The following is a 19,710-nucleotide window of genomic DNA, read 5'->3' as shown; positions in this document are numbered from 1 at the left end:
CGTATCATCCATGCAAGGAGGGCGCTTCTACCTGCAAGCCGCGGACCTTTTAAGGACGGCGTTTCGATGACGCGATCGCCCGCAGCGGCTATTCCGATCGATCTCCACGATCCGTCGGGGAAAGGGCGTAACGTCCGCTTTTATTAAGGGCGGCGGCGCTTGCCTGCGTGATCGACGTGCCCGCCCGCGAGCTGGACATGAAGCGGCTGCTCCGGGGAAACGCCGTGTTGTAAGACAAGAATATCGTCTCATGAAAAGTCACGTAAATCGTGGCTTTTTTGTTTTGGGGGTCAGATATAAAATTTTATTTTATCTCCGACGATATATTGATCTCCGTAATGGATGACTTTCATGTCGGGGGAGTAGACCGGTCCCTGAATCATCAAGAGAGGGTATCCTTTTTTTACCTTCAAATGTTTGGATTGGAACGCATCGGCAAACACAATCTGGATCGATCTCCGAGTCCTGTTCAGAACAACGTGAAATTGATCCCGCAGCGTCGCATAGAGCGATTTGTTCGTCAGGTCTTCGTTCAGCAGCGACATATACTGGGGAGGAAGATACGTGAAGTCCAGCATGACGGGCACGTTATCGGCCATCATGACGCGCTTGATGGACACGATTTCGGAATGGACGGGAACACCCATTGCCGTTGCAAGCGACGGGCTGGCTTCGATTCGTTTTTGCTCGATGACCTCCGAGGAAGCGGCAAGTCCGTTCAGCTTGCATATTTCCGAAAACCCCAGGATGGGCCCGAGCTCTCTTTCGATTTTGTTGGAGCTGATAAAGGTCCCCTTACCTTGCTTCCGGGTGAGCAGCCCCTCCTCAATAAGCTCGGTAATCGCCGATCGAACCGTCCGGCGGCTAATCGAGTACATCTCGCACAATTCAAATTCCGTAGGCAGCTTCTGTCCAGGCTTGAGCTTGCCGCTGGCCAGTTCGTCCTTAATAATTTGCTTCAACTGAATATACATCGGCACAACATTGTCTTGATCCAGTCTGCTCATATTTACACCTTCTCGAATCTAATCTCCGTATTTTTTAAAGTACAGGATACCGGCCTTTGAGTCCGACTCGGCATGACATTCGTTACGGAGCACCAGGGATAGTAGAACTTACCCACATTATAAACCATTCCGCGGGAAGAGTATAATGACACCGCCGCACAGTCGTCTCCTCCCGCGCGCCATTCCCGGCCTGTTCGACGGATGACGTTCGATCCGAGACGGGGATATTTTTTATTTGGCTATTGAATTTGTACAAGATCTATAGTAACATAACGTACATCACGTTACAATACGATACATTATGGAATGTAACGTGATGAATATAAGCAAACAGGAGGCTACAATTTCTATGAATCAAGAGCATGCACAACAACTGAAAGCGGCGATCGAGGCAGTAAAATCACGCGAGATCGGCAACATTTACTTTGTTGCATGCGGCGGCTCGATGGCGACTCTCACCCCGGCGCAGTACATTCTTGACAGAGAAATCGATATTCCTTCGGCTGTTTACTCGTCCAACGAATTTATTCTTCGATCTCCGAAAGCGCTTAACGAAAAATCTGTCGTAATCTCCTGCTCTCATTCCGGCAATACGCCTGAAACCGTCAAAGCGACGGAATTTGCCCGTACTAAAGGCGCGTTGACAATTAGCCTTTCCCACCTTGTCGACTCGCCGCTCTGGAACGCGGCCGAATACAGACTGCATTACGACTGGGGAACGGAGGCGCGTGCGGAAGAAAACAATTACGGCATTTTATACCGATTGATCTTCGGCATTCTCCATGCGCTCTATCCGAACGAAAAATATGCCCGCGCCGTGGCTTCCGTCGAGACAAGCCTTCACGACGTGTTCGAACGAAACAAAGCCAATACGCTTGAAGCGGCCAAAGCTTTCGGCAGCGAGTACAAGCGGGAGTCGATCATTTACACGATGGCGAGCGGCATCAATTACTCGCTGGCTTACTCGTTCGCCATTTGTCTTCTTCAAGAGATGCAGTGGATTCATTCCAGCGCGATTCATGCCGGCGAATACTTCCACGGGCCGTTCGAAGTTACCGACTACGACGTACCCTTCATCATCATCAAAGGAATCGGCGAGACGCGTCTGATGGACGACCGCGCACACGATTTCTGCCAGAAATTCTCCGACAAAATCGTACTCGTCGATGCGGAAACGTTCGATATGGAAGGCATCTCGGCCGAAGTGCGCAATTATTTCGCCAATCTGGTCGCCGGCGTTGTGCTCAGACAGTACGCTCAGTATTTGTCGGAATTTAGAGGACATCCGCTTTCCGTCCGCCGTTACATGTGGAAAATGGACTATTAAAATTTGCCGCTTGAATGAAAAGATAGGCTGTCGTATGTTTTGGTTATGGCGTTTCCCGGTTCGGGAACTACCGCCATAACCAAAACGGCGGCGGAGAAGCGGCAGGCGGGGATTGGCGGATCCAAACGGAGTTTATCTTTAGCGGAGGTGTGAAATCATCTATGAAAAGAAAAACGGTCGCAATCTTTGCAAGCGTTCTCATTGTACTGACGGCAGCTTGCAGCTCCTCGAACGGGGATCAGACGGGGTCGAAAGACCAACAGACGCTGAAATTTTTCCACCGCTGGCCCAGCGAACCGAGAAATTCTTATTTCAACTACATTGTGAAGGAGTTCGAGAAGCAAAATCCCGGCGTGAAGGTTGAAATGGAATCGGTGCTGAACGACAGCTACAAAGAAAAGATCAAGGTGCTCGTTTCTTCCAACAACATCCCCGACGTGTTCACTTCCTGGTCCGACAGCTTTGCGGAAAACCTGGTGTCTTCCGGAAAGGTTAAAGACATTACGTCCATGTTCGATTCCGATGCAAACTGGGCGAATACGATTATTAAATCGCAGATCAAGCCGTTCACGTTTAACGGCAAAATTTACGGCGTTCCGTTTACGATGGACGGAAAGGCGTTCTTTTATAACAAAAAAGCGTTCGAAAAGGCGGGCATACAGAAGCCGAAGACGTGGGACGAATTGATTGCCGCGCTTGATAAGCTGAAGGGCGCCGGATACGACGCACCGCTCATGGAAGGGCTGCAAAATACATGGGCCATCAGTCACTACTTGGGCACGATGAACCAGCGGATGCTCAGCCCCGAGGTCATCGCGAAGGATTACAAGACGGAAACAGCGCAATATTCGGACCCCGGCTATGTAAAAGTTCTTGAATATTGGGACAAGCTGGTGTCTTACATGGGGCCGGTCGCGACATCCATCGATCACGAGGCCGCCAGAAATCTGTTTATCGCGGAAAAGGTGCCGGTCATGTATTTGCAGTTTGCCGAGCTCGGCTATTTGACGAAAAACCCCCAGCTGGAGTTCGACTTTTTCAATTTCCCTGCGCTTCCCGAAGGCAAGGGCAATCCGGGGGCGTTAACCGGGGCTCCGGAAGGATTCATGATCAGCAATACAGGCAAGCATCAGGAGCTCGCCGAGAAGTTTGTGAAATTTATCGTATCGCCTGAAAATGCGGCGAAATTCCAGAAGGATGCCGGGGCGATGACCGTCGTGAAAGGCTCTGCCACCGCCGAGAACTCCCCGAAGGGAACTTTGGAAGCGGTCGATGTCATTATGAACGCTTCCGAGACGACGCCTTGGCTTGACAATGCAATCAACATTGCCATAGCGGACGCCTTCATGAAAGGCGGCCAAGCGATGGCGTCCAAGTCGATGACGCCTCAGCAGGTGATGGAAAGCGTGCAGAAGGCGGCCAAATCGCTTCAAAATGCAAAGTAACGAACCGACCGGAACAAGGGAGCATTGCGAGCCGGTTTTTACCAAACCAATGCTCCTGATAGGTGAAAGATCGGAGGAGACAAAGTGAAATCAAGCAAGCTGGCTCCTTTTTTGTTTATTTTTCCGTGCCTGCTCATGCTGGCCTTGTTCGTCTATATGCCACTCATACAAAACCTGGTTTACAGCTTTCAGGAATTTTCCATGCTTTCGGGGAAAAGAAGCTTTATCGGATTGGACAATTACAAAACGCTCTTTTCCGACCCCGTTATCGTTACCGCTCTAATCAATAATGTAAAATATGCGGTCATCTCGGTCATTTTTCAAGTGGGGTTCGGGCTGATTTTGGCCGCAGTATTGGAAGACGAAGCATTCCGTAAAATTTCTCCGCTTTTCCGCACCATTTATTTTGTCCCGGTCGTGATTTCGATCACCGTCATTTGCTTGCTGTTTACGTTTGTCTATCATCCTACCGACGGACTGCTCAATCTTTTTCTGGAGGCGATCGGACTCGGCAGCTGGGCGAAACCGTGGCTCGGATCGGGCTCCACGGCGATTTATGCAGTTATCGCGGTTTCGCAGTGGCAAAGCGTCGGCTACTGCATGATGCTGTTCATCGTCGCCATCCAGAAAATCCCGGCCGATTTGTACGAGGCGGCTAAAATCGACGGCGCCGGGAAGATCAGAAGCTTCTTCAACGTCACGCTGCCTCAGGTGAAAGAGATGTGCTTCGTAACTTCGGTCATTACGATCACGGGCGCGTTCATGGTCTTTAACGAACCGTTTATTATGACGAAAGGCGGCGGTCCCGGAACAAGCTCGATCACGGTCGCGGTTCATATGTATCAAACAGGATTCTTCAAAGACAGCATGGGGTATGCCTCTACGATTGCCATGCTGATGTTTCTTATCACGGCGGTTCTGGCTTTCGCGCAGACCCTATTTTTCAGAACAGGCAAGGGGGATTAATTCGTGACAGCCAAATTCAGCATTAGTAAAACAGTCATTTTATTATTGCTCGCCGTGGGTGTTGTCGTTATCCTCTATCCATTGTCCTGGATGCTCGCCTCGTCGTTCAAAAGCTACGACGAAATCTTCGGCTCGGTCTGGGGGCTGCCGAGCAAATGGCTGTTCTCCAATTATACGACCGCCTGGAGTAAAGGCGTGGCCAATTACTTTGTGAACAGCGGCATCGTGACGATAAGCACGATCGCGGGTGTCGTTCTGATCGCATCGCTGTGCGCCTTCGGTCTCAGCAGATATTCCTTCAGATTCGACAGAGCGGCGCTGCTGTTCGTGATGGGCGGAATGATGCTTAACCCGCAAGTGTGCCTCGTGCCGCTTTACATCCTGCTGCAGCAAACGCATTTGCACAATACGCTCCTGGCGTTAATTTTGCCTTATATCGCATTCAGGCTGCCGCTTATCGTTCTGCTGATCCGTTCGTACTTTCTCGGCGTATCCAAAGAAATTGAGGAGTCGGCGAAAATCGACGGCTGCTCCGCTTTCCAAATTTATTGGCGTATCTTCATGCCGATGTCGACTCCGATCATTTTGACTTCGACCATACTGATCGCTTATTATGCATGGAACGAATTTTTATTTGCCATCATCTTCATCGATTCCGAGAGATACAAGACGATTCCGGCGGGGCTGATGAGCTTTAAAGACGCTTTATCCACGGACTGGGGCGTGCTGCTGGCAGGCTTGGTCATGTCGGCGCTGCCGCTGATTCTGTTGTTTATCTTTATGCAAAAGTACTTTATCCGAGGAATTGCCGCAGGCTCGGTGAAAGGATGATCGGGCCTGAATCATGGGAGGTTGCCGATTTATGAAAATGATTGCGATTGGAGACAATGTCGTCGATTGCTATCTGGATCAACAACTGTATTATCCGGGCGGAAACGCGGTCAATGTGGCGGTCAATTGCAAAAGAAACGGTTTCGACGAATGCGCGTACATCGGCGTCTTCGGGAACGACCAGAAAGCGGAGCATATCAGGAAATCTCTCGACCAGGAGCACGTGACCTACGAGCTCTCCCGGCAAGTGTACGCTCCGAGCGGTTCGCCCGGAGTTCAACTGGTCGATGGAAATCGCATCTTCGTAGGCGGCCCGAAAAATACGGCGCAGCACATTGTTCGCTTAAGGCTGACTCCTCACGACATGGAGTACATTTCCCAATTCGACGTATGTCATACCAGCTGCTATTCCAATATTGAAGGAGAACTCGCTCAGATCAAAACCGCGTGCGACATTTCCTTCGACTTTTCGACGAATGTCGGCATGGACTATTTGCAGAGGGTCTGCCCTCATATCAAATATGCGTTTTTCTCCGGCGCCGACCTACCGGATGATCAGCTCGACCCGTTGATTGAAGCTTGCCATCGTCTCGGAGTCGAAATCGTCGGTATTACGCTGGGAGGCAAGGGAGCTTTGTTCTCGCGCAGCGGCGAGCGCTACGTTCAGGGCGTCAAGCCGACCGAGGTTGTCGACACGATGGGAGCGGGCGACAGCTTTATCGCCGGTTTTCTTACCGCGTACATCAAACACGGCCGGATGGAATCGGCACTTGATTACGCCGCGGATTGCGCGGCAAAGACCTGCACCTTTTACGGCGCTTACGGCTACCCTCATCCGTTGGAGAGGGATTGATCCGCCGAATCTGCAGCATGCGGCCGCTTGCACACATATTTTTCGAGGGACGAGGGATACTGACTCCTAAGCTGACAAAAAGAAGAAGGAGTGAATCCACCCCTTGAAACGTATCGCACTCGCCACCCTGCTGCTAGCCGGTTTGCTGGCGGCCGTTCCGTTCCATGCGGCTACCGCAGGGGATGGCGCTTATCATTTCGGATTCAAGAAGAGCAAGAACGGCAGCCGCCCCTCCATCGACGAAGAAGGCTTCAAGCCCCTTGTGGAGAAGCACGGGGCTATTTTTCTCGGAGATACGACGCAGAAGGAGCTGTATCTGACCTTCGATAACGGCTACGAGAACGGGTATACCGCCCGCATACTCGACGTATTGAAGGAAAAGAAGGTTCCCGCGATTTTCTTCGTTACCGGGCATTATATCAAGGATCAGCCGGAGCTGCTGCGGCGCATGGCGGCCGAAGGCCACCTGATCGGCAACCATTCCTGGAGCCATCCCGACATGACCCAGATTTCGAGCGACAAAATCAAGGACGAGCTGGAGAAGGTCAAGGCGGACGCGGCGCAAATTACCGGCCGGCAGACGATGACCTACCTGCGACCGCCGCGGGGCACCTTCAACGACCGCAGCCTGGCCGTCAGCAAGGAGCTCGGGTATACGAGCGTGTTCTGGTCGGTCGCGTACAAGGACTGGGACACGAGGGCGCAAAAGGGGGCAGACTACGCCTACAACCAAGTCATGGCCCAGCTTCATCCCGGAGCCGTCATCCTGCTGCACGCGGTATCCAAGGACAACGCGGACGCGCTCGGGCGAATCATCGACGCTGCCCGGCAACAGGGCTACGAATTCAAAAGTCTGGACCAACTGAAGGTCAAGTCTTACTAGCGGAGACGGGCGGGCGGAGTCCCGCTGATTACGGGACTGCCATGCCGTGCAGGGAGCTGCTCCCGCCGCAGCAAGCGTCACGAATCCTGGCCATAGGGCTCGCGGCGCTTTTTCTCTTGTAGAAAGGGAGAAATTTGGGCTGCTTCGAGAAAGATGCCACGGCAACTCCTCCCATTCTTCGAACAAAGCGAATTTGGAATCAAGTAGACCAGATCTATTCGCCGATTGTACCCTCCCTATGCCATAATATATGATACGATGGGACTTCTCTTTTAAGGGGAAGTTCTATTGGATTAACAATCATTACAAACGGGAGGGGAGAATAGCTTTGGACGATGGTAGTATCTTTACTAATTTTAGACCCCTATATATTTTCTTTATTATGATTCAAGCCGTTTCATGGATAGTGGCTGTATCCCGGAAAAAACAATGTAAGCCAATTAATGAAGCGGCCATTTCGAGTATCTCCTTTATTTGTTTAGTAGTATCCGCTTTTATGACGTATCAAATAGGGATTCTTTCGGATGAACTTGCAATCGGTGGCGATCCTGTTTCCTTCATTATGTTTATTGTAGTAATGATCATGTCGATAGTTAATTTTCTTGTTATTTACCTTAATAGAAACAATGAAAAATGATGTATTGCACTCGGCTCTTGTTCGCATCTTTTGCGGCAAACCTTGTCGTAACGTGCGCCGATGGAGTGTAAAACATCATTATTTGTTGATATGGCGGCTTATTATGAATTCTGGCGAATCTCTTATTCGGAAAATGACTATTTTTTTCTAATTAAAGGCATTTCAAATCGTTTTTACCGGCAAAAAATCCGAACAATCGCTTGCAGAATCGTAAATTCTTATGTATTATTAAACTACGTCGCATCACAAAAAGCCGGTTGCTCTTGAAGGTGAACGAATGCCCTTGATCGACTCTAACGAAAATAAAAAGAAGCTGTGCCACCTGTATAACGAAATCGCGAAGAGCTTGTTCGGATTCGGAACGACGCTGCTGCGGGTGACAATCGACGACCGGATCATCACGTACTATGCCAAGCACCGCCGTTCGCCGCGCTCGGATGCGCTGGAAGGCGAGGCGCCTACGCTGAAGCACGAGGTCGATTTTTACATGTCTTCGATCTATAAGAAGAAGCTGCGGGAGAAGCTGGAGCAGGAGTTCGGGCTTGAGATCGAAGCGCTGCTGAGGGATTACGACCCGGCGACGCAGTGGGCGATTACGAATGTGATTCTGAACGAACCGAAATAACAGGCCGGAGCCGCGCCGTTGATCTATCATCGAGCGGACCGCATGCATGGCCATAGATGCCGCCTTATCTTTGTTTACGAAGAAAAAGCGCTCTTACGTAGAAGATTTATTTCTATTTAAGGGCGCTTTTTCTTTTTTAAATAAACTGCAAGAAGAACCGATGCCGATGAGAGTATACCGCTAAACGTTTCTACAAATCTTAAATCATGGATACTGGGATGTTTCCAACTGGAGGATGAAGACAATGATGAAAAAACGAATGATTCGCAGCTTGCTTTCCGTTTCGCTGATTGGATTGGCTTTGTCCGGATGCGGCCAAGCGGGAGGAAACCAAGAGCAGGGCGCTGCGCCGGGAACGGGCGGCGGGGAACCGGCCAAGCTGGTTATTTCTACCTGGGGCTTCTCGGAAGACTTCTTCAAGAAAGAAGTATACGCACCCTTTGAGAAAGAGCATAACGTGAAGATCGTGCTGGAAATCGGCAACAACGCCGAGCGCCTGAATAAGGTGAAGCAGGGCAGCTCGAACGTCGATCTGATCTACCTCTCGGACTATTACGCGCAGCAGGGCATCGAAGCGGGGCTGTTCGAGAAGATTGACCGCAGCCGCCTCACGAACCTGAAGGATATTTACGACATCGCCAAAGCGCCGCTTGGCGAGGACTACGGTCCGGCCTACACGATCGGGCAATTCGGCATCGCGTATAACCCGAAAGCGGCGGGCAAGGAAATCAAATCGTGGAACGATCTGTGGAGCCCCGAGCTGGCGAAGAAGCTGACACTGCCGAACATTACGTCGACGAGCGGCCCGATGATTCTGGATGCGGCTTCGACTGCGGCCGGCAGCACGACGTTCAACGAGGATCAAGCGTTCGCCAAGCTGAAGACGCTGAATCAAAGCGTCGTGAAATACTACGGTCAAACGTCGGAGTTCGTCAACATGTTCGCTCAAGGCGAAATCGCGGCCGGACCGATCATGGAGATGTACGTGAAGGACTTGAAGGCCGCCGTGCCGGAGACGAAGTTCGTTACGCCGCAGGAAGGCGCGTACGCTATCATGAACACGGTGAACGTCGTGAAGGGGAGCAAAAACAAGCAGCTGGCGGAAGATTTCATCAACTGGCACCTAAGCAAGGAAGTGCAGGAGAAATCGGCCAAGTCCAAAATCGATTCGCCGGTGAACACGACGCTGCAGCTTAAGCCGGAGGAAGCGCAAGGCATTACGTACGGCGCGGACGTGGTGAACAAGCTGCGCAAGCTGGATATGAAATTCGTCAACCAGAACCTCAAGGGCTGGATCGACCGCTGGAACCGCGAGGTTACACAATAAGCACGGCCATAATCGAAACGCTGGACAAGGGTATATGATCCGACATGTACCCTTGTTTTCATATCGGGAGTAGGGAAAGGAGCGAAAGAGCGCATGAAACGAAAAGTAATCCTCGATGTCGATACGGGTGTGGATGATGCGTTAGGCATTCTGCTCGCCGTTAAAAGCGGGCAGTTCGACGTGCTCGGCATCACGACGGTCAACGGCAACGTATCGCTGGATCAGGCGACGGCCAACACCTGCAAAATCCTGCAGCTGCTGGGCGCGGAAGCGGCCATTCCGGTCGTCCGCGGGTCCGATCGGCCCTTGCTGCGTCCCCATTATTTCGAGCACCGGATTCACGGGGCGGACGGCCTCGGCGGGGCGCTGCGGGACATGGAAGTCCGGCAAGGCGCGGCAGAGGGGTTCGGGCCGGACTACATCGTGGACCGCGTACGCGAATATCCGGGCGAAGTGACGCTGATTATGACGGCCCCGCTGACCAATCTGGCGCTCGCGCTGCTGAAATACCCCGGCCTTGTGCACGACGTGAAAGAGGTCGTCGTCATGGGCGGCGTCGTCGCGGGCTTCGGGAACGTGACCCCGACGGCGGAGTACAACATGTACGTCGATCCGGAAGCGGCCAAGCTCGTGCTGCGCGCCGGCTTTCCTTCCTTGACGCTCGTCGGGCTGGATGTGACCCGGCGGGCGCTGCTCAGGGACGAGCATATCGCCGCGCTTGGCGATACGCCGATCGGCCGCTATGTGAAGCATAGCACGGCCGATTACATGCAGCGCTACTCCGAACGCAACGGCGTCCGCGCCTGCGCGCTGCACGATCCGCTGGCCGTCGGCGTGGCCTTCGCCCGCGAGGTGGTCACGACGAAGCCCTATTACGTCGATGTGGAAACCCGCAGCGAGCTGTGCGACGGCCAGACGGTCTGCGATTTTCAGAACCGGCTCGGCCAGAAGCCGAACGTTCAGGTCTGCACTGACGTGGATGCCGACGCTTTTCTCCGGCTGTTCGTTCAGACGCTGAGCCGGTAGCCCCCATTCCAGGAACAGGAGAACCGTTCGATGAAGAAATCGTATCTGTATTTGCTATTGCTGCCGGGACTGTTGTTCCTGACGGTATTTATGGCGGCTCCGATCCTCATTACGATCGGGTCCACCTTTTTCCAGAAAGGGACGGTGACGTTCGACGGGTACCTGCACTTCTTCAAGGACCCGTATTTTCTTAAAATTTTGCTGACGACGCTGCAGGTCAGTCTGGTGACGACGGCGATCTGCATTCTGCTTGGCTTTCCGGTCGCCTACTATATTTCCCGGCAGAGCTTGAAGAAAAAGAGCGTGCTGCTCGCGCTCGCCATCTTCCCGCTGCTCACCAGCTCGGTCGTCCGCTCGTTCAGCTGGATGATCGTTCTCGGCAAGAAGGGGCTGCTCAACACGGCGCTGCTCGCGCTGGGGATCGTTCAGGAGCCGCTCGATATTTTGTATACGCCGACCGCGATGATGATCGGATTGATCCACCTGTTTTTGCCGCTGATCATTATTACGCTTGTCGGTGTCATGGAGAACATCGATGCCGATCTGATCAAAGCGGCGGAGAGCCTTGGGGCGTCCCGGTTCACCGCGTTCCGCAAGGTCGTGATCCCGCTTAGCGTGCCGGGTCTCATTATCGGGAGCATTCTCGTCTTCGTCGGCAGCCTGACCGCGTACACGACTCCGGCGCTGCTCGGAGGGAAGCAGCGCGTCATCTCGACGTTCCTGTACCAGAACGCGATCACGCTGAACGACTGGTATTCGGCCTCCGTCATTGCCACGATCATGATGGCGATTACGTTCGTGGTCATCAGCCTGATGAACAAACTGGCCAACACTTTAAATCCGAAGGGGTAGAAGGGATGAAGGAGAACAACCGGGGCCTCGGCCTGTTTACGCTGCTTGTCTATATCTTTTTGCTCGGTCCGCTGGTCATTATCGCCTTCGCTTCGTTCGAGCCGGGAACCGTGCTGAAATTTCCGCCGCAGGGCTTTTCGCTTAAGTGGTACGAGAAAATTTTCGAAGTGGAAATGTTCATGACTACGTTCAAAACGTCGATCGTCGTCTCGATTCTGGGCAACCTGTTCGCGCTCTTGCTCGGCGTGCCTGCGGCCTATGCGCTTAGCCGCTTCGATTTCAAGGGGAAAGACGCCCTGAACGGCTTCTTTATTTCCCCCGTGCTCATCCCGGGCATCGTGCTCGGGTTTACGATGCTGAAATACCTGATCGTCACGTATCATCTGCCGATTTATACGGCGCTGCTTGTCGGCCATACGGTCATCATGCTTCCGTTCATTATTCGCGTCATCGCCTCCAGCTTGTCGAACTTCGACTTCGCCATCGAGGAGGCCGCGCTCAGTCTCGGCGCCGGACGGCTCGGGACGTTCTTCAAGGTCGTCCTCCCGAACATCAAGTCGGGGATTATCGCGGCGATTCTGATCGCTTTTCTGGAGTCGTTCAACAATGTGGACATCTCCGTCTTTATGACGGGCCCGGGCATCAGCACGCTGCCGATTCAGATGCTGACCTACGTGGAAAATTATTTCGATCCGACCATCGCCGCCATTTCCGTGCTGCTGATGCTGTTCACGGCGGTGTTCATGTTCCTGATCGAGAGGCTGATGGGCCTTTCTTACTTTACCAAACGATAACGGAGGCTCGTACCCATGGCATTGCTATCCTTGGAAAATGTGTCGGTCGCCTATGATCAACAATATATTCTGCAAAACTTCAACCTGACGGTCGAGAAGGGACAGCTCATTTCCCTGCTCGGCCCGAGCGGCTGCGGCAAAACGACGACGCTGCGGCTCATCGCCGGCTTCCTCGAAGCCAAAGACGGCAAGTTCATGCTGAACGGCAAGGATTACACGCGAGTGCCGGTCAACAAGCGGAACTTCGGGTTCGTGTTCCAGAGCTATGCGCTGTTCCCGCATCTGTCCGTATACGATAACGTCGCCTTCGGCCTCCGCCTGCGGAAGGTGCCGGAAGCCGAGATCAAGCAGCGCGTGCAGCGCATCCTGGAGGTCGTCAGCCTGGCGGGCTTCGAGCAGCGGTTCCCCAAAGCGCTGTCCGGCGGACAGAAGCAGCGGGTGGCCATCGCCCGAGCGCTCGTCATCGAGCCGGATCTGCTGCTGTTCGACGAGCCGCTCAGCAACCTGGACGCGAACCTTCGCGTGAATATGCGCGTCGAGATCCGCCGCATTCAGCAGGAGCTCGGCATTACGACCGTGTACGTCTCGCACGACCAGGAGGAGTGCTTCTCCATCTCCGACCGCGTCGCGATCATGAACAAAGGCGTCATTGAGCAGCTGGACCGGCCTTCCACGATCTACAAATACCCGAAAACCGAATTCGTCGCCCGGTTTATCGGCTTCAACAACTTCATCGCTTTCGAGGAACGCCGCGAAGCCGGCGACGGCATCGAGCTGAAGGTGAAGGGCTACACGTTCCACGCCGCCAGACAGCCCGGCGCGGAAGGCGCCGCAAGCCGGAAGGGCGCGATTCGCCCCGACGATATGCAGCTCGGCACCGCAGAGGAGATCGGTCACGGACCGAACCGGGTGCGGGGCAGCATCAAGGTAAGCACGTTTTTGGGAAGAAGCTACCAGTACGTCGTCGAGACGGACCTTGGGGATTTTACGGTCAATAAAGAAATGGAAGTTCCCTACAGCAGCGGGCAAATGGTGCATTTGCTGTTCCCTGCGGACAGATTGGTCCTGGTAGACTAACGACTTGGAGGTACCGGCAGCATGCGAGTGGATTTACTGATCGAGAAGGTACACGTTTACAACAGTTATTTTAAAAGGTTCGTTCAAGGCAATGTCGCCGTCTTGAACGGAACGTTCCTGTATATCGGCGGACGCGGGACGGAGACGTTCGAAGCCGGCGAGATCGTGGACGGTCAAGGGCGCTACATGATCCCCGGTCTGGTCGACATTCACCTGCATATCGAGAGCACGATGGTTACCCCGGAGACGTTCTCGTACGGGCTGATCCGCAGCGGCGTGACGACCATTGTCCCCGAGCCGCATGAGATGGCGAACGTCTTCGGCCTGAGCGGCGTGAAGCAGATGATTGAGGCGAGCCGCGACTGCGTGGCGGACATGTTCTACGCGATTCCGAGCTCGGTCCCGGCCACGTCGATGGAATCGACCGGCGGCACGATCGAGATCGAAGATATGGACGAGCTGCTGCGGACGGAAGACATTATTTGTCTCGGCGAGATCATGAACTACGTCGACGTCATCACGGACCCGGATTGCAAAACGAACCGGATTCTGGCGCACATCCGCAAGCATTATCCGAAGCTCGTCATTGAGGGGCATGTTCCGAAGCTGCTCGATCTGGATCTGCACCGGGTCATCTATGCCGGGGTCGACTCGGACCACACGCATCAGACGATCGAAGGGATGGAAGCGCGCATCGGTGCGGGCATGTTCATCGAGCTTCAAGAAAAGTCGATGACGGACGATGTCATGAACTACTTGATCCAGAACGACGTCTCCGAACACTTCTGCTTCGTCACCGACGACGTGATGGCCGATTCGTTCCAGCGGCGCGGTCATCTGGACCATATCGTCCGCAAAGCGATCCGCATGGGCATGACGCCGGAGAAGGCGATCTACGCTGCGACGTTTACCCCGGCACGCCGGATGCGGATGCACGACCGGGGCGCGATTGCCCCGGGCAAAGTTGCCGACTTCGTGCTGCTGTCGGACCTGCGGGAGCTCGCGATCGGCCAAGTGTACAAGCAGGGGCGCAAGGTGTACGACGTGCGTGAGGCGTATGTTCCGAAGGAAAACGGCCACGCGTTCCCGGCGCACTACTACCAAAGCGTGCAGCTGCCGCTGCTGGCAGAAGCGGACTTTGCCGTGCGCCCGCACGGCGCGCCGGACGGCCGGCATGCGTGCCGCGTGATGCTGGTCAAGGACGGCTCCACCTTCACGGAAGATGTGCGGGGCGAGGTCGAGATCCGGGACGGCGAGCTGCGCTGGCAGGAAAGCCCGTACGCGCTTATCGCGACGTTCGAGCGGTACGGCAAGAACGGGAACCGGGCGTACGGCTTGATCGGCGGAGATACGATTCAGCGCGGCGCGGTGGCGACGACGTATTCGCACGACAACCACAACCTGCTTGTGGTCGGGCACAACCCGGCCGATATGGCGCTGGCGGCTAACGAGGTGATCCGCAGCCAAGGCGGCTTTTGCGTCGTGGAAGCGGGCCAAGTGCTGGCACACCTGCCGCTGCCTGTCGGCGGCATCCTGACCGAAGCGCCGCTCGACGAGACGGCGAAGGAAGTCGAGAAGCTGCGCAGAGCGATGGAGTCGCTCGGGTATAAGCACTACAACCCGATCATGTCGATCAGCACGCACTCGCTCCCAGTCAGCCCGGCGCTCAAAATTACCGACCTGGGCCTGATCGATGTGAACGCGGGCAAAGTCGTGCCGCTTTTGGTCGAGGCGTAGCCTACGAAAGGTTGATAATAGACGAACAAACGGCTCTTGCCGCAAAGCTGCGGGCAAGGGCCGTTTCGCATTGCGCATCAAGATTATGGTAAAATTAGATGGACTTGAAAGGAGAGATGACCCGATGAAGCCAATCCTGATTCATTTTATTAAAAAGAGACTGGCATGGAATGTGTTGAATTTTATGATTTTATTTATAATGTTGCCTATCCTTTTGAAGGTGGAGCTTCAAGCCTCTCTTCTGTTAGGAACCGTCGTTTTTATCATCGTGAGTTTAGTGGAAATGACGACAATGGCCCTATGGGGACGAAAATAAGCATCAACGGAAAGCCGCCGAAGTGCCACCACAAACGCTCATCGGGTGATGAAGGTAAACAAAATGAGGATCATGATGAAAGCTCCTATCCCCACTGGGACCGGGATTACTCGGCTGGTGATACCCATTTTATCGAGCGGATATTCCAGCGCCATGACGAAACAAGCGGCTAAATCCAAACATCGGGAATCACCAAGCCCCACACGAAATGGATGACGCCCAGAACAATCCCGAAGCTCAAAGGATATTTAAGACTCAATGCCACCGTCCCCCTTCGTCTCTGAACTCCGTTGGAATAAGCTTGATCCGGCAATTCACGGCCCGCGCCGTTCCTTTTCCAGACTCATCATCCCCATGTAACCGAGCAGGAAAAAGCCTGCGATCAAAAGAATGCCCCCGATCAAGACCGAAGCGACAATCAAGCCGACCTTGCCGCTGTTGTCTTCCTCCATCCCGCCCCCCCTTTTTGTTGTGAATGATTCCGATATTTCCGATATAAACCAATAATATTATTTTATGGGATTTTAGTCCAATGATAAATTTCTTTGCCCGAATTTTTATCATGGATGCTTGCTTTTGACGTAACGTCGTCTGTTAAGATCAAGGCAAGGGTATTCACTTTCAGCCAAAAGGGAGGTGCCGAAAATAAAGAAAGAAGAACAAAGCTTATACCGAACCGGAAAGTTTGCGGAAATGGCGGGTGTGACCACGCGTACTTTGCGCTATTACGAGCGAATGGGTTTGCTAAAACCGGGACACCGTTCCGAATCGGGACAGCGTCTTTACTCGAAGGAGGATTTCGTCCGGCTGCAGCAAATTGTGACGCTAAAGTTCGTCGGCTTTTCCTTGAAGCAGATTCGGCGGATTGTCGAGAACAAGGATATTCAGCTGTCGGCGCTTCTCGCGATGCAGCGGGAGTGGATCGAGCGTAAGATTTGGAACCTGCAGTTGGCCGTCCAGGCGATCCGGAAGGCCGAGCTTGCCGTGGAAGAAGGAATGGGTCCTTATGTCGATAACCTTCAACAAATTATAAGGGTGATGGAGATGCAAACGAATCGGGACTGGGCGGACGAATTTTTGCAAGCTGCCCTGGAAGGGAATGAAGCGACGGCGAGGGCGATTCTCGCGGCTCATCCGGGCTTGACCAAGACGAGCATTTATACGGCTGCGGCCGCCGGGGATGCGGATGCTGTTGCCGCCCACTTGAAACGAAACCCCGCTTCTGCGGTCAAGCCGGGAGGACCGTTCCAAGCGGAGCCGCTTCTTTATTTGTGCTTCTCCTGGCTTCTCAGAGATGCCGAGAAAAGCCGAAGCTTCGCGCAAGCCGCACAAATGCTTCTCGCGGGCGGGGCGAACCCGAACGCCTTCATGGTAGACCCGGATGATCCGTATGAACGCAAGCTGCCCGTTCTCTACGGAGCGCTGGGGATGGCGGGGCATATGGAGGTTGGACGAGCGCTGCTCGCGGCCGGTGCGGAGCCGAACGATGGGGAAACGCTGTACCACGCGGCCGAGCTTTCCCGGAACGATTGCCTTGATCTGCTCCATGAATACGGCGTGGACGTCAATGCGACGCCTGCTTTGTTCCGTAAGCTCGATTATGACGATGAAGCCGGGGTCCGGTGGTTTCTGGAGCACGGGGCTGATCTGGCGCTTACGCTGGGCGAGCAGCGCAATACGGCGCTGCATTGGGCTGTCTATCGGGGAAGATCGCAGGCCATTGTCGAGCTGCTGCTGAAGCACGGAGCCGAGGTGAATGCCCGGAGGACGGACGGCAAAACAGCCTACGTGCTCGCGGTTCGTTTCGGAGAAACGTCAACGGCGGCTTTGCTGCTTCGCCACGGGGCTATCCGCGAAGCCGGGTCCATCGATCAATTCCTCGGCGCCTGCGCCGCAGCCGACGAGCAGCGTATACGCGCTATGCTTGAGGAAGACCCGGCTCTGCTGTCCGCCTTGACGGCGGATGACCGCGAGATGCTGCTGGAGTTCGCCGAACGGGGGCGGGCGGACGCTGTTCGCCTAATGCTGGAGGCCGGTTTCGACAAGGAGACGAGCAGGGAAGAAGGTACGGCACTTCACATCGCGGCGTGGTTTGGCCATCTCGACACGGTTCGGGTGCTGCTGGCTGGCGGTGCCTCGGTTTCGGTCCAAAACGGATACGGCGGAACGCCTCTGGAGAGCGCTATCCACGGTTCGATGCACTGCAACGGCTCCCATCCGATGCAGCATGCTGCTGTGGTCGAGGCACTGATTCAAGCGGGAGCGGTCGTCCCGGCTAAAGCGGAAGGAAGCCGGGACGTTTACGAGATCTTGCTTATGCACGGGGCTTCCATCATGTAAGCGTCGGGCAGCTTCTTGCCGGGCGATTGCAGCGGATTGCGACGGCGGAGCCGCAGTTTTCCATCGTGACGATTGAGACGACGCAGTACAGCCGCGGCTTTTTCGAGCGCTTCGGGTTCGTTGTGGAGCGGGTAGTCCCGGGCGGTTTTGCGCCGGGATTCGATCTCATAGAGATGGAGCTTGATCTCTCATGGTATCGCTTCGGGGTGTCCAGAGAAAAAATAGGATTAGACTGAAAATGACTACCGTGCAAATGGAGGAGCTTCAGAACTCTGTTGAAAAAATCTATACTGAAAATGGATTGTTTAAAAAAGTCGGCCCTGGCCCATCGGTCGATACCTCAAAAGCACCTAACAACCTGGACTCGATTGATGCTGAAACAAAAGTGTTGGTTCTTGAGGAAGGGATAGGGTATCCCAATATTGACAAACGGAATTAAATAGAGAAGGGAGATTACAACATGTCGGATGAAATCACAGTGCACCCCGTCGCCTGGCCACCTGCCCCGATCATGACCGAGCGGCTCGTGCTCCGCCAGTCCGAGGCCCGGGACCGTGCGGCGCTGATCGACCTGTTCGCCTCACCAGAGGTGGGCACCTACGTCGGCGGCTCCCGACCGCGTGACGAGCTCGAGCGCGCGCTGCCCGAGGTGCCCGGGCAGCGCTTTGGCTTCTTCGTGGTTGAGCTCAACGGAACAACGATCGGCATGATCACGCTCGATCGGCGCGACCCGGAGCGTAAGGGTCACATCCGTCCAGAGGGCGGGGAGCCCGGACTCGGCTACATGTTCCTGCCGCAGGCGTGGGGACGCGGGTACGCCACCGAGGCGTGCGCAGCGGTGCTCGACTGGTTCGCCGACGCGCATCCCGGCGAGCCGGTGGTGCTCTCCACCCAGACCGCCAACGAGGCCTCGATGCGCGTCGCGGCGAAGCTGGGGTTCACCGAGGTGGAGCGGTTCGAGGACTACGGCGCCGAACAGTGGCTCGGCGTATGGTATCCGGGCACGCCGTCCGAATGAGCTCATGCCCGACAGCGCGACGGCTCGCCGAGCCGCTTGTGCCAGTGCTTCCCAACGGTGACAACCGTCCCGACTTCGCTGTCATCGGACGCGCGCCCGTCAGTATTTGGGACGATTTTGATAAAAATCAATTAAAAATCCAACTTAAAAATGTAGCCTTAATGGGCCCAATGTAGCATGTCAGGTTTTAGAGATTCGGTGCATTACCCATAATCGACTGAGGGGTCGAGAATCCGCCTCAATAACTTTAAAGGGCTTCTAGGTAATTCCTTTCGACGAAAGGGAACAATTTCCGACCCTTCTGTTAAGTTCTTTGTATTTTTACGCAAAAAAACCTGTCATTTCGACAGGTTGAATAATTATCAAATGTGCAGCGCCAAATCATGGAGCGCCTCATTTCTGTTAAAGAAGTCCAGGAGGATGTCCTGCCGGCTCCAAACCTACTCTGGCGGTTGTTCCCTTAGAGGTCACTGCACAAATTATATATACGCCTATTCAAGGCCAATTCCTTCTAAATACCGTACCAGTTACCACAAATACTTATTAGAAGTCTTTCTAAGCTCCACATTAGACTCAGAGGTTAACTGGTACTAAATTATTTTAGCATGTTGCCAAAAAGTGGTAAAATTCAATTTATTGAACTAACGTC

At 54.0% G+C, this 19,710-nt stretch carries 21 protein-coding genes; 19 read left to right on the top strand and 2 right to left on the bottom strand.

The genetic code is table 11. From position 1 onward, the window contains the following. Positions 1-290 precede the first annotated feature (290 nt). Positions 291-1,007, bottom strand: coding sequence for a GntR family transcriptional regulator (locus tag PEH01S_RS01365; RefSeq protein WP_127483682.1), 717 nt, complete (start codon positions 1,005-1,007; stop codon positions 291-293). 349 nt (positions 1,008-1,356) lie between these two features. Between PEH01S_RS01365 and PEH01S_RS01360 the strand changes: the two genes are divergently transcribed. The 15 genes from PEH01S_RS01360 (at position 1,357) to PEH01S_RS01290 (ending at position 15,876) form a co-directional block, all read left to right on the top strand. Then, on the top strand, positions 1,357-2,334 hold the full coding sequence (locus PEH01S_RS01360) for an SIS domain-containing protein (protein ID WP_127483681.1): 978 nt from the start codon (positions 1,357-1,359) through the stop codon (positions 2,332-2,334). A 161-nt stretch (positions 2,335-2,495) separates the two neighbouring features. Further along, positions 2,496-3,779 (top strand): ABC transporter substrate-binding protein, encoded by a 1,284-nt coding sequence (locus tag PEH01S_RS01355; protein WP_127483680.1) that lies wholly within the window; start codon positions 2,496-2,498, stop codon positions 3,777-3,779. 135 nt (positions 3,780-3,914) lie between these two features. Further along, positions 3,915-4,745 carry a carbohydrate ABC transporter permease gene (locus tag PEH01S_RS01350; protein WP_127483805.1) on the top strand — a complete coding sequence of 277 codons (831 nt, stop codon included), beginning with the start codon at positions 3,915-3,917 and terminating at the stop codon, positions 4,743-4,745. A 3-nt stretch (positions 4,746-4,748) separates the two neighbouring features. Continuing rightward, positions 4,749-5,576 carry a carbohydrate ABC transporter permease gene (locus PEH01S_RS01345; RefSeq protein WP_246062756.1) on the top strand — a complete coding sequence of 276 codons (828 nt, stop codon included), beginning with the start codon at positions 4,749-4,751 and terminating at the stop codon, positions 5,574-5,576. A gap of 31 nt (positions 5,577-5,607) precedes the next feature. Further along, positions 5,608-6,429, top strand: coding sequence for a PfkB family carbohydrate kinase (locus PEH01S_RS01340; protein ID WP_127483679.1), 822 nt, complete (start codon positions 5,608-5,610; stop codon positions 6,427-6,429). Positions 6,430-6,532: 103 nt separating this feature from the next. Next, positions 6,533-7,312 carry a delta-lactam-biosynthetic de-N-acetylase gene (gene pdaA, locus PEH01S_RS01335; RefSeq protein WP_127483678.1) on the top strand — a complete coding sequence of 260 codons (780 nt, stop codon included), beginning with the start codon at positions 6,533-6,535 and terminating at the stop codon, positions 7,310-7,312. Positions 7,313-7,640: 328 nt separating this feature from the next. Beyond that, positions 7,641-7,949 carry a hypothetical protein gene (locus PEH01S_RS01330; protein WP_127483677.1) on the top strand — a complete coding sequence of 103 codons (309 nt, stop codon included), beginning with the start codon at positions 7,641-7,643 and terminating at the stop codon, positions 7,947-7,949. A gap of 277 nt (positions 7,950-8,226) precedes the next feature. Further along, positions 8,227-8,574, top strand: coding sequence for a hypothetical protein (locus PEH01S_RS01325; protein WP_025852176.1), 348 nt, complete (start codon positions 8,227-8,229; stop codon positions 8,572-8,574). 244 nt (positions 8,575-8,818) lie between these two features. Beyond that, entirely contained in the window at positions 8,819-9,901 is a 1,083-nt protein-coding gene (locus PEH01S_RS01320) for an ABC transporter substrate-binding protein (protein WP_127483676.1), read from the top strand. Between the two features lie 93 nt (positions 9,902-9,994). Next, positions 9,995-10,927, top strand: coding sequence for a nucleoside hydrolase (locus PEH01S_RS01315; protein WP_127483675.1), 933 nt, complete (start codon positions 9,995-9,997; stop codon positions 10,925-10,927). 30 nt (positions 10,928-10,957) lie between these two features. After that, positions 10,958-11,779, top strand: a complete 822-nt coding sequence (locus PEH01S_RS01310) for an ABC transporter permease (protein WP_025852173.1) — start codon at positions 10,958-10,960, stop codon at positions 11,777-11,779. Between the two features lie 5 nt (positions 11,780-11,784). Continuing rightward, on the top strand, positions 11,785-12,573 hold the full coding sequence (locus PEH01S_RS01305) for an ABC transporter permease (protein WP_127483674.1): 789 nt from the start codon (positions 11,785-11,787) through the stop codon (positions 12,571-12,573). Between the two features lie 15 nt (positions 12,574-12,588). Next, positions 12,589-13,650: an ABC transporter ATP-binding protein gene (locus PEH01S_RS01300; RefSeq protein ID WP_025852170.1), complete on the top strand. Its 1,062-nt coding sequence runs from the start codon at positions 12,589-12,591 to the stop codon at positions 13,648-13,650. Positions 13,651-13,671: 21 nt separating this feature from the next. Continuing rightward, entirely contained in the window at positions 13,672-15,387 is a 1,716-nt protein-coding gene (locus PEH01S_RS01295; protein ID WP_127483673.1) for an adenine deaminase C-terminal domain-containing protein, read from the top strand. Positions 15,388-15,552: 165 nt separating this feature from the next. Next, positions 15,553-15,876, top strand: a complete 324-nt coding sequence (locus tag PEH01S_RS01290; RefSeq protein ID WP_127483672.1) for a hypothetical protein — start codon at positions 15,553-15,555, stop codon at positions 15,874-15,876. 141 nt (positions 15,877-16,017) lie between these two features. Here PEH01S_RS01290 and PEH01S_RS34415 read toward each other — a convergent pair whose 3' ends face one another. Beyond that, a complete protein-coding gene (locus PEH01S_RS34415) occupies positions 16,018-16,155 on the bottom strand; it encodes a hypothetical protein (protein WP_164827615.1) in 138 nt (45 codons plus the stop codon). Between the two features lie 184 nt (positions 16,156-16,339). On the opposite strand from PEH01S_RS34415, the gene PEH01S_RS01285 reads away from it, so the two are divergent. Genes PEH01S_RS01285 through PEH01S_RS01270 form a run of 4 tightly spaced genes read left to right on the top strand, consistent with a single transcriptional unit; the run spans position 16,340 to position 19,061 of the window. Continuing rightward, positions 16,340-18,043, top strand: coding sequence for an ankyrin repeat domain-containing protein (locus PEH01S_RS01285; protein WP_281281413.1), 1,704 nt, complete (start codon positions 16,340-16,342; stop codon positions 18,041-18,043). 26 nt (positions 18,044-18,069) lie between these two features. Further along, positions 18,070-18,279 (top strand): GNAT family N-acetyltransferase, encoded by a 210-nt coding sequence (locus tag PEH01S_RS01280; protein ID WP_174807088.1) that lies wholly within the window; start codon positions 18,070-18,072, stop codon positions 18,277-18,279. Positions 18,280-18,281: 2 nt separating this feature from the next. Then, on the top strand, positions 18,282-18,482 hold the full coding sequence (locus tag PEH01S_RS01275) for a hypothetical protein (RefSeq protein WP_127483670.1): 201 nt from the start codon (positions 18,282-18,284) through the stop codon (positions 18,480-18,482). A gap of 21 nt (positions 18,483-18,503) precedes the next feature. Next, positions 18,504-19,061: a GNAT family N-acetyltransferase gene (locus PEH01S_RS01270; RefSeq protein WP_127483669.1), complete on the top strand. Its 558-nt coding sequence runs from the start codon at positions 18,504-18,506 to the stop codon at positions 19,059-19,061. Positions 19,062-19,710 lie beyond the last annotated feature (649 nt).

Source organism: Paenibacillus ehimensis NBRC 15659, assembly GCF_004000785.1.
GTDB lineage: Bacteria > Bacillota > Bacilli > Paenibacillales > NBRC-103111 > Paenibacillus_G > Paenibacillus_G ehimensis.
Note: the sequence above shows the minus strand (reverse complement) of the source record. Positions and strands in the feature narration are given on the sequence as shown.

Excerpts from the sequence above, each read along its gene's own strand:
- PEH01S_RS01320 (WP_127483676.1), top strand. The coding sequence starts at position 8,819 with ATGATGAAAAAACGAATGATTCGCAGCTTGCTTTCCGTTTCGCTGATT.
- PEH01S_RS01360 (WP_127483681.1), top strand. The coding sequence starts at position 1,357 with ATGAATCAAGAGCATGCACAACAACTGAAAGCGGCGATCGAGGCAGTA.
- PEH01S_RS01365 (WP_127483682.1), bottom strand. The coding sequence starts at position 1,007 with ATGAGCAGACTGGATCAAGACAATGTTGTGCCGATGTATATTCAGTTG.
- PEH01S_RS01305 (WP_127483674.1), top strand. The coding sequence starts at position 11,785 with ATGAAGGAGAACAACCGGGGCCTCGGCCTGTTTACGCTGCTTGTCTAT.
- PEH01S_RS01290 (WP_127483672.1), top strand. The coding sequence starts at position 15,553 with ATGGAATGTGTTGAATTTTATGATTTTATTTATAATGTTGCCTATCCT.
- PEH01S_RS01270 (WP_127483669.1), top strand. The coding sequence starts at position 18,504 with ATGTCGGATGAAATCACAGTGCACCCCGTCGCCTGGCCACCTGCCCCG.
- PEH01S_RS01310 (WP_025852173.1), top strand. The coding sequence starts at position 10,958 with ATGAAGAAATCGTATCTGTATTTGCTATTGCTGCCGGGACTGTTGTTC.
- PEH01S_RS01315 (WP_127483675.1), top strand. The coding sequence starts at position 9,995 with ATGAAACGAAAAGTAATCCTCGATGTCGATACGGGTGTGGATGATGCG.
- PEH01S_RS01355 (WP_127483680.1), top strand. The coding sequence starts at position 2,496 with ATGAAAAGAAAAACGGTCGCAATCTTTGCAAGCGTTCTCATTGTACTG.
- PEH01S_RS01275 (WP_127483670.1), top strand. The coding sequence starts at position 18,282 with ATGACTACCGTGCAAATGGAGGAGCTTCAGAACTCTGTTGAAAAAATC.
- PEH01S_RS01350 (WP_127483805.1), top strand. The coding sequence starts at position 3,915 with ATGCTGGCCTTGTTCGTCTATATGCCACTCATACAAAACCTGGTTTAC.
- PEH01S_RS01300 (WP_025852170.1), top strand. The coding sequence starts at position 12,589 with ATGGCATTGCTATCCTTGGAAAATGTGTCGGTCGCCTATGATCAACAA.
- PEH01S_RS34415 (WP_164827615.1), bottom strand. The coding sequence starts at position 16,155 with ATGGAGGAAGACAACAGCGGCAAGGTCGGCTTGATTGTCGCTTCGGTC.
- PEH01S_RS01295 (WP_127483673.1), top strand. The coding sequence starts at position 13,672 with ATGCGAGTGGATTTACTGATCGAGAAGGTACACGTTTACAACAGTTAT.
- PEH01S_RS01340 (WP_127483679.1), top strand. The coding sequence starts at position 5,608 with ATGAAAATGATTGCGATTGGAGACAATGTCGTCGATTGCTATCTGGAT.
- PEH01S_RS01325 (WP_025852176.1), top strand. The coding sequence starts at position 8,227 with ATGCCCTTGATCGACTCTAACGAAAATAAAAAGAAGCTGTGCCACCTG.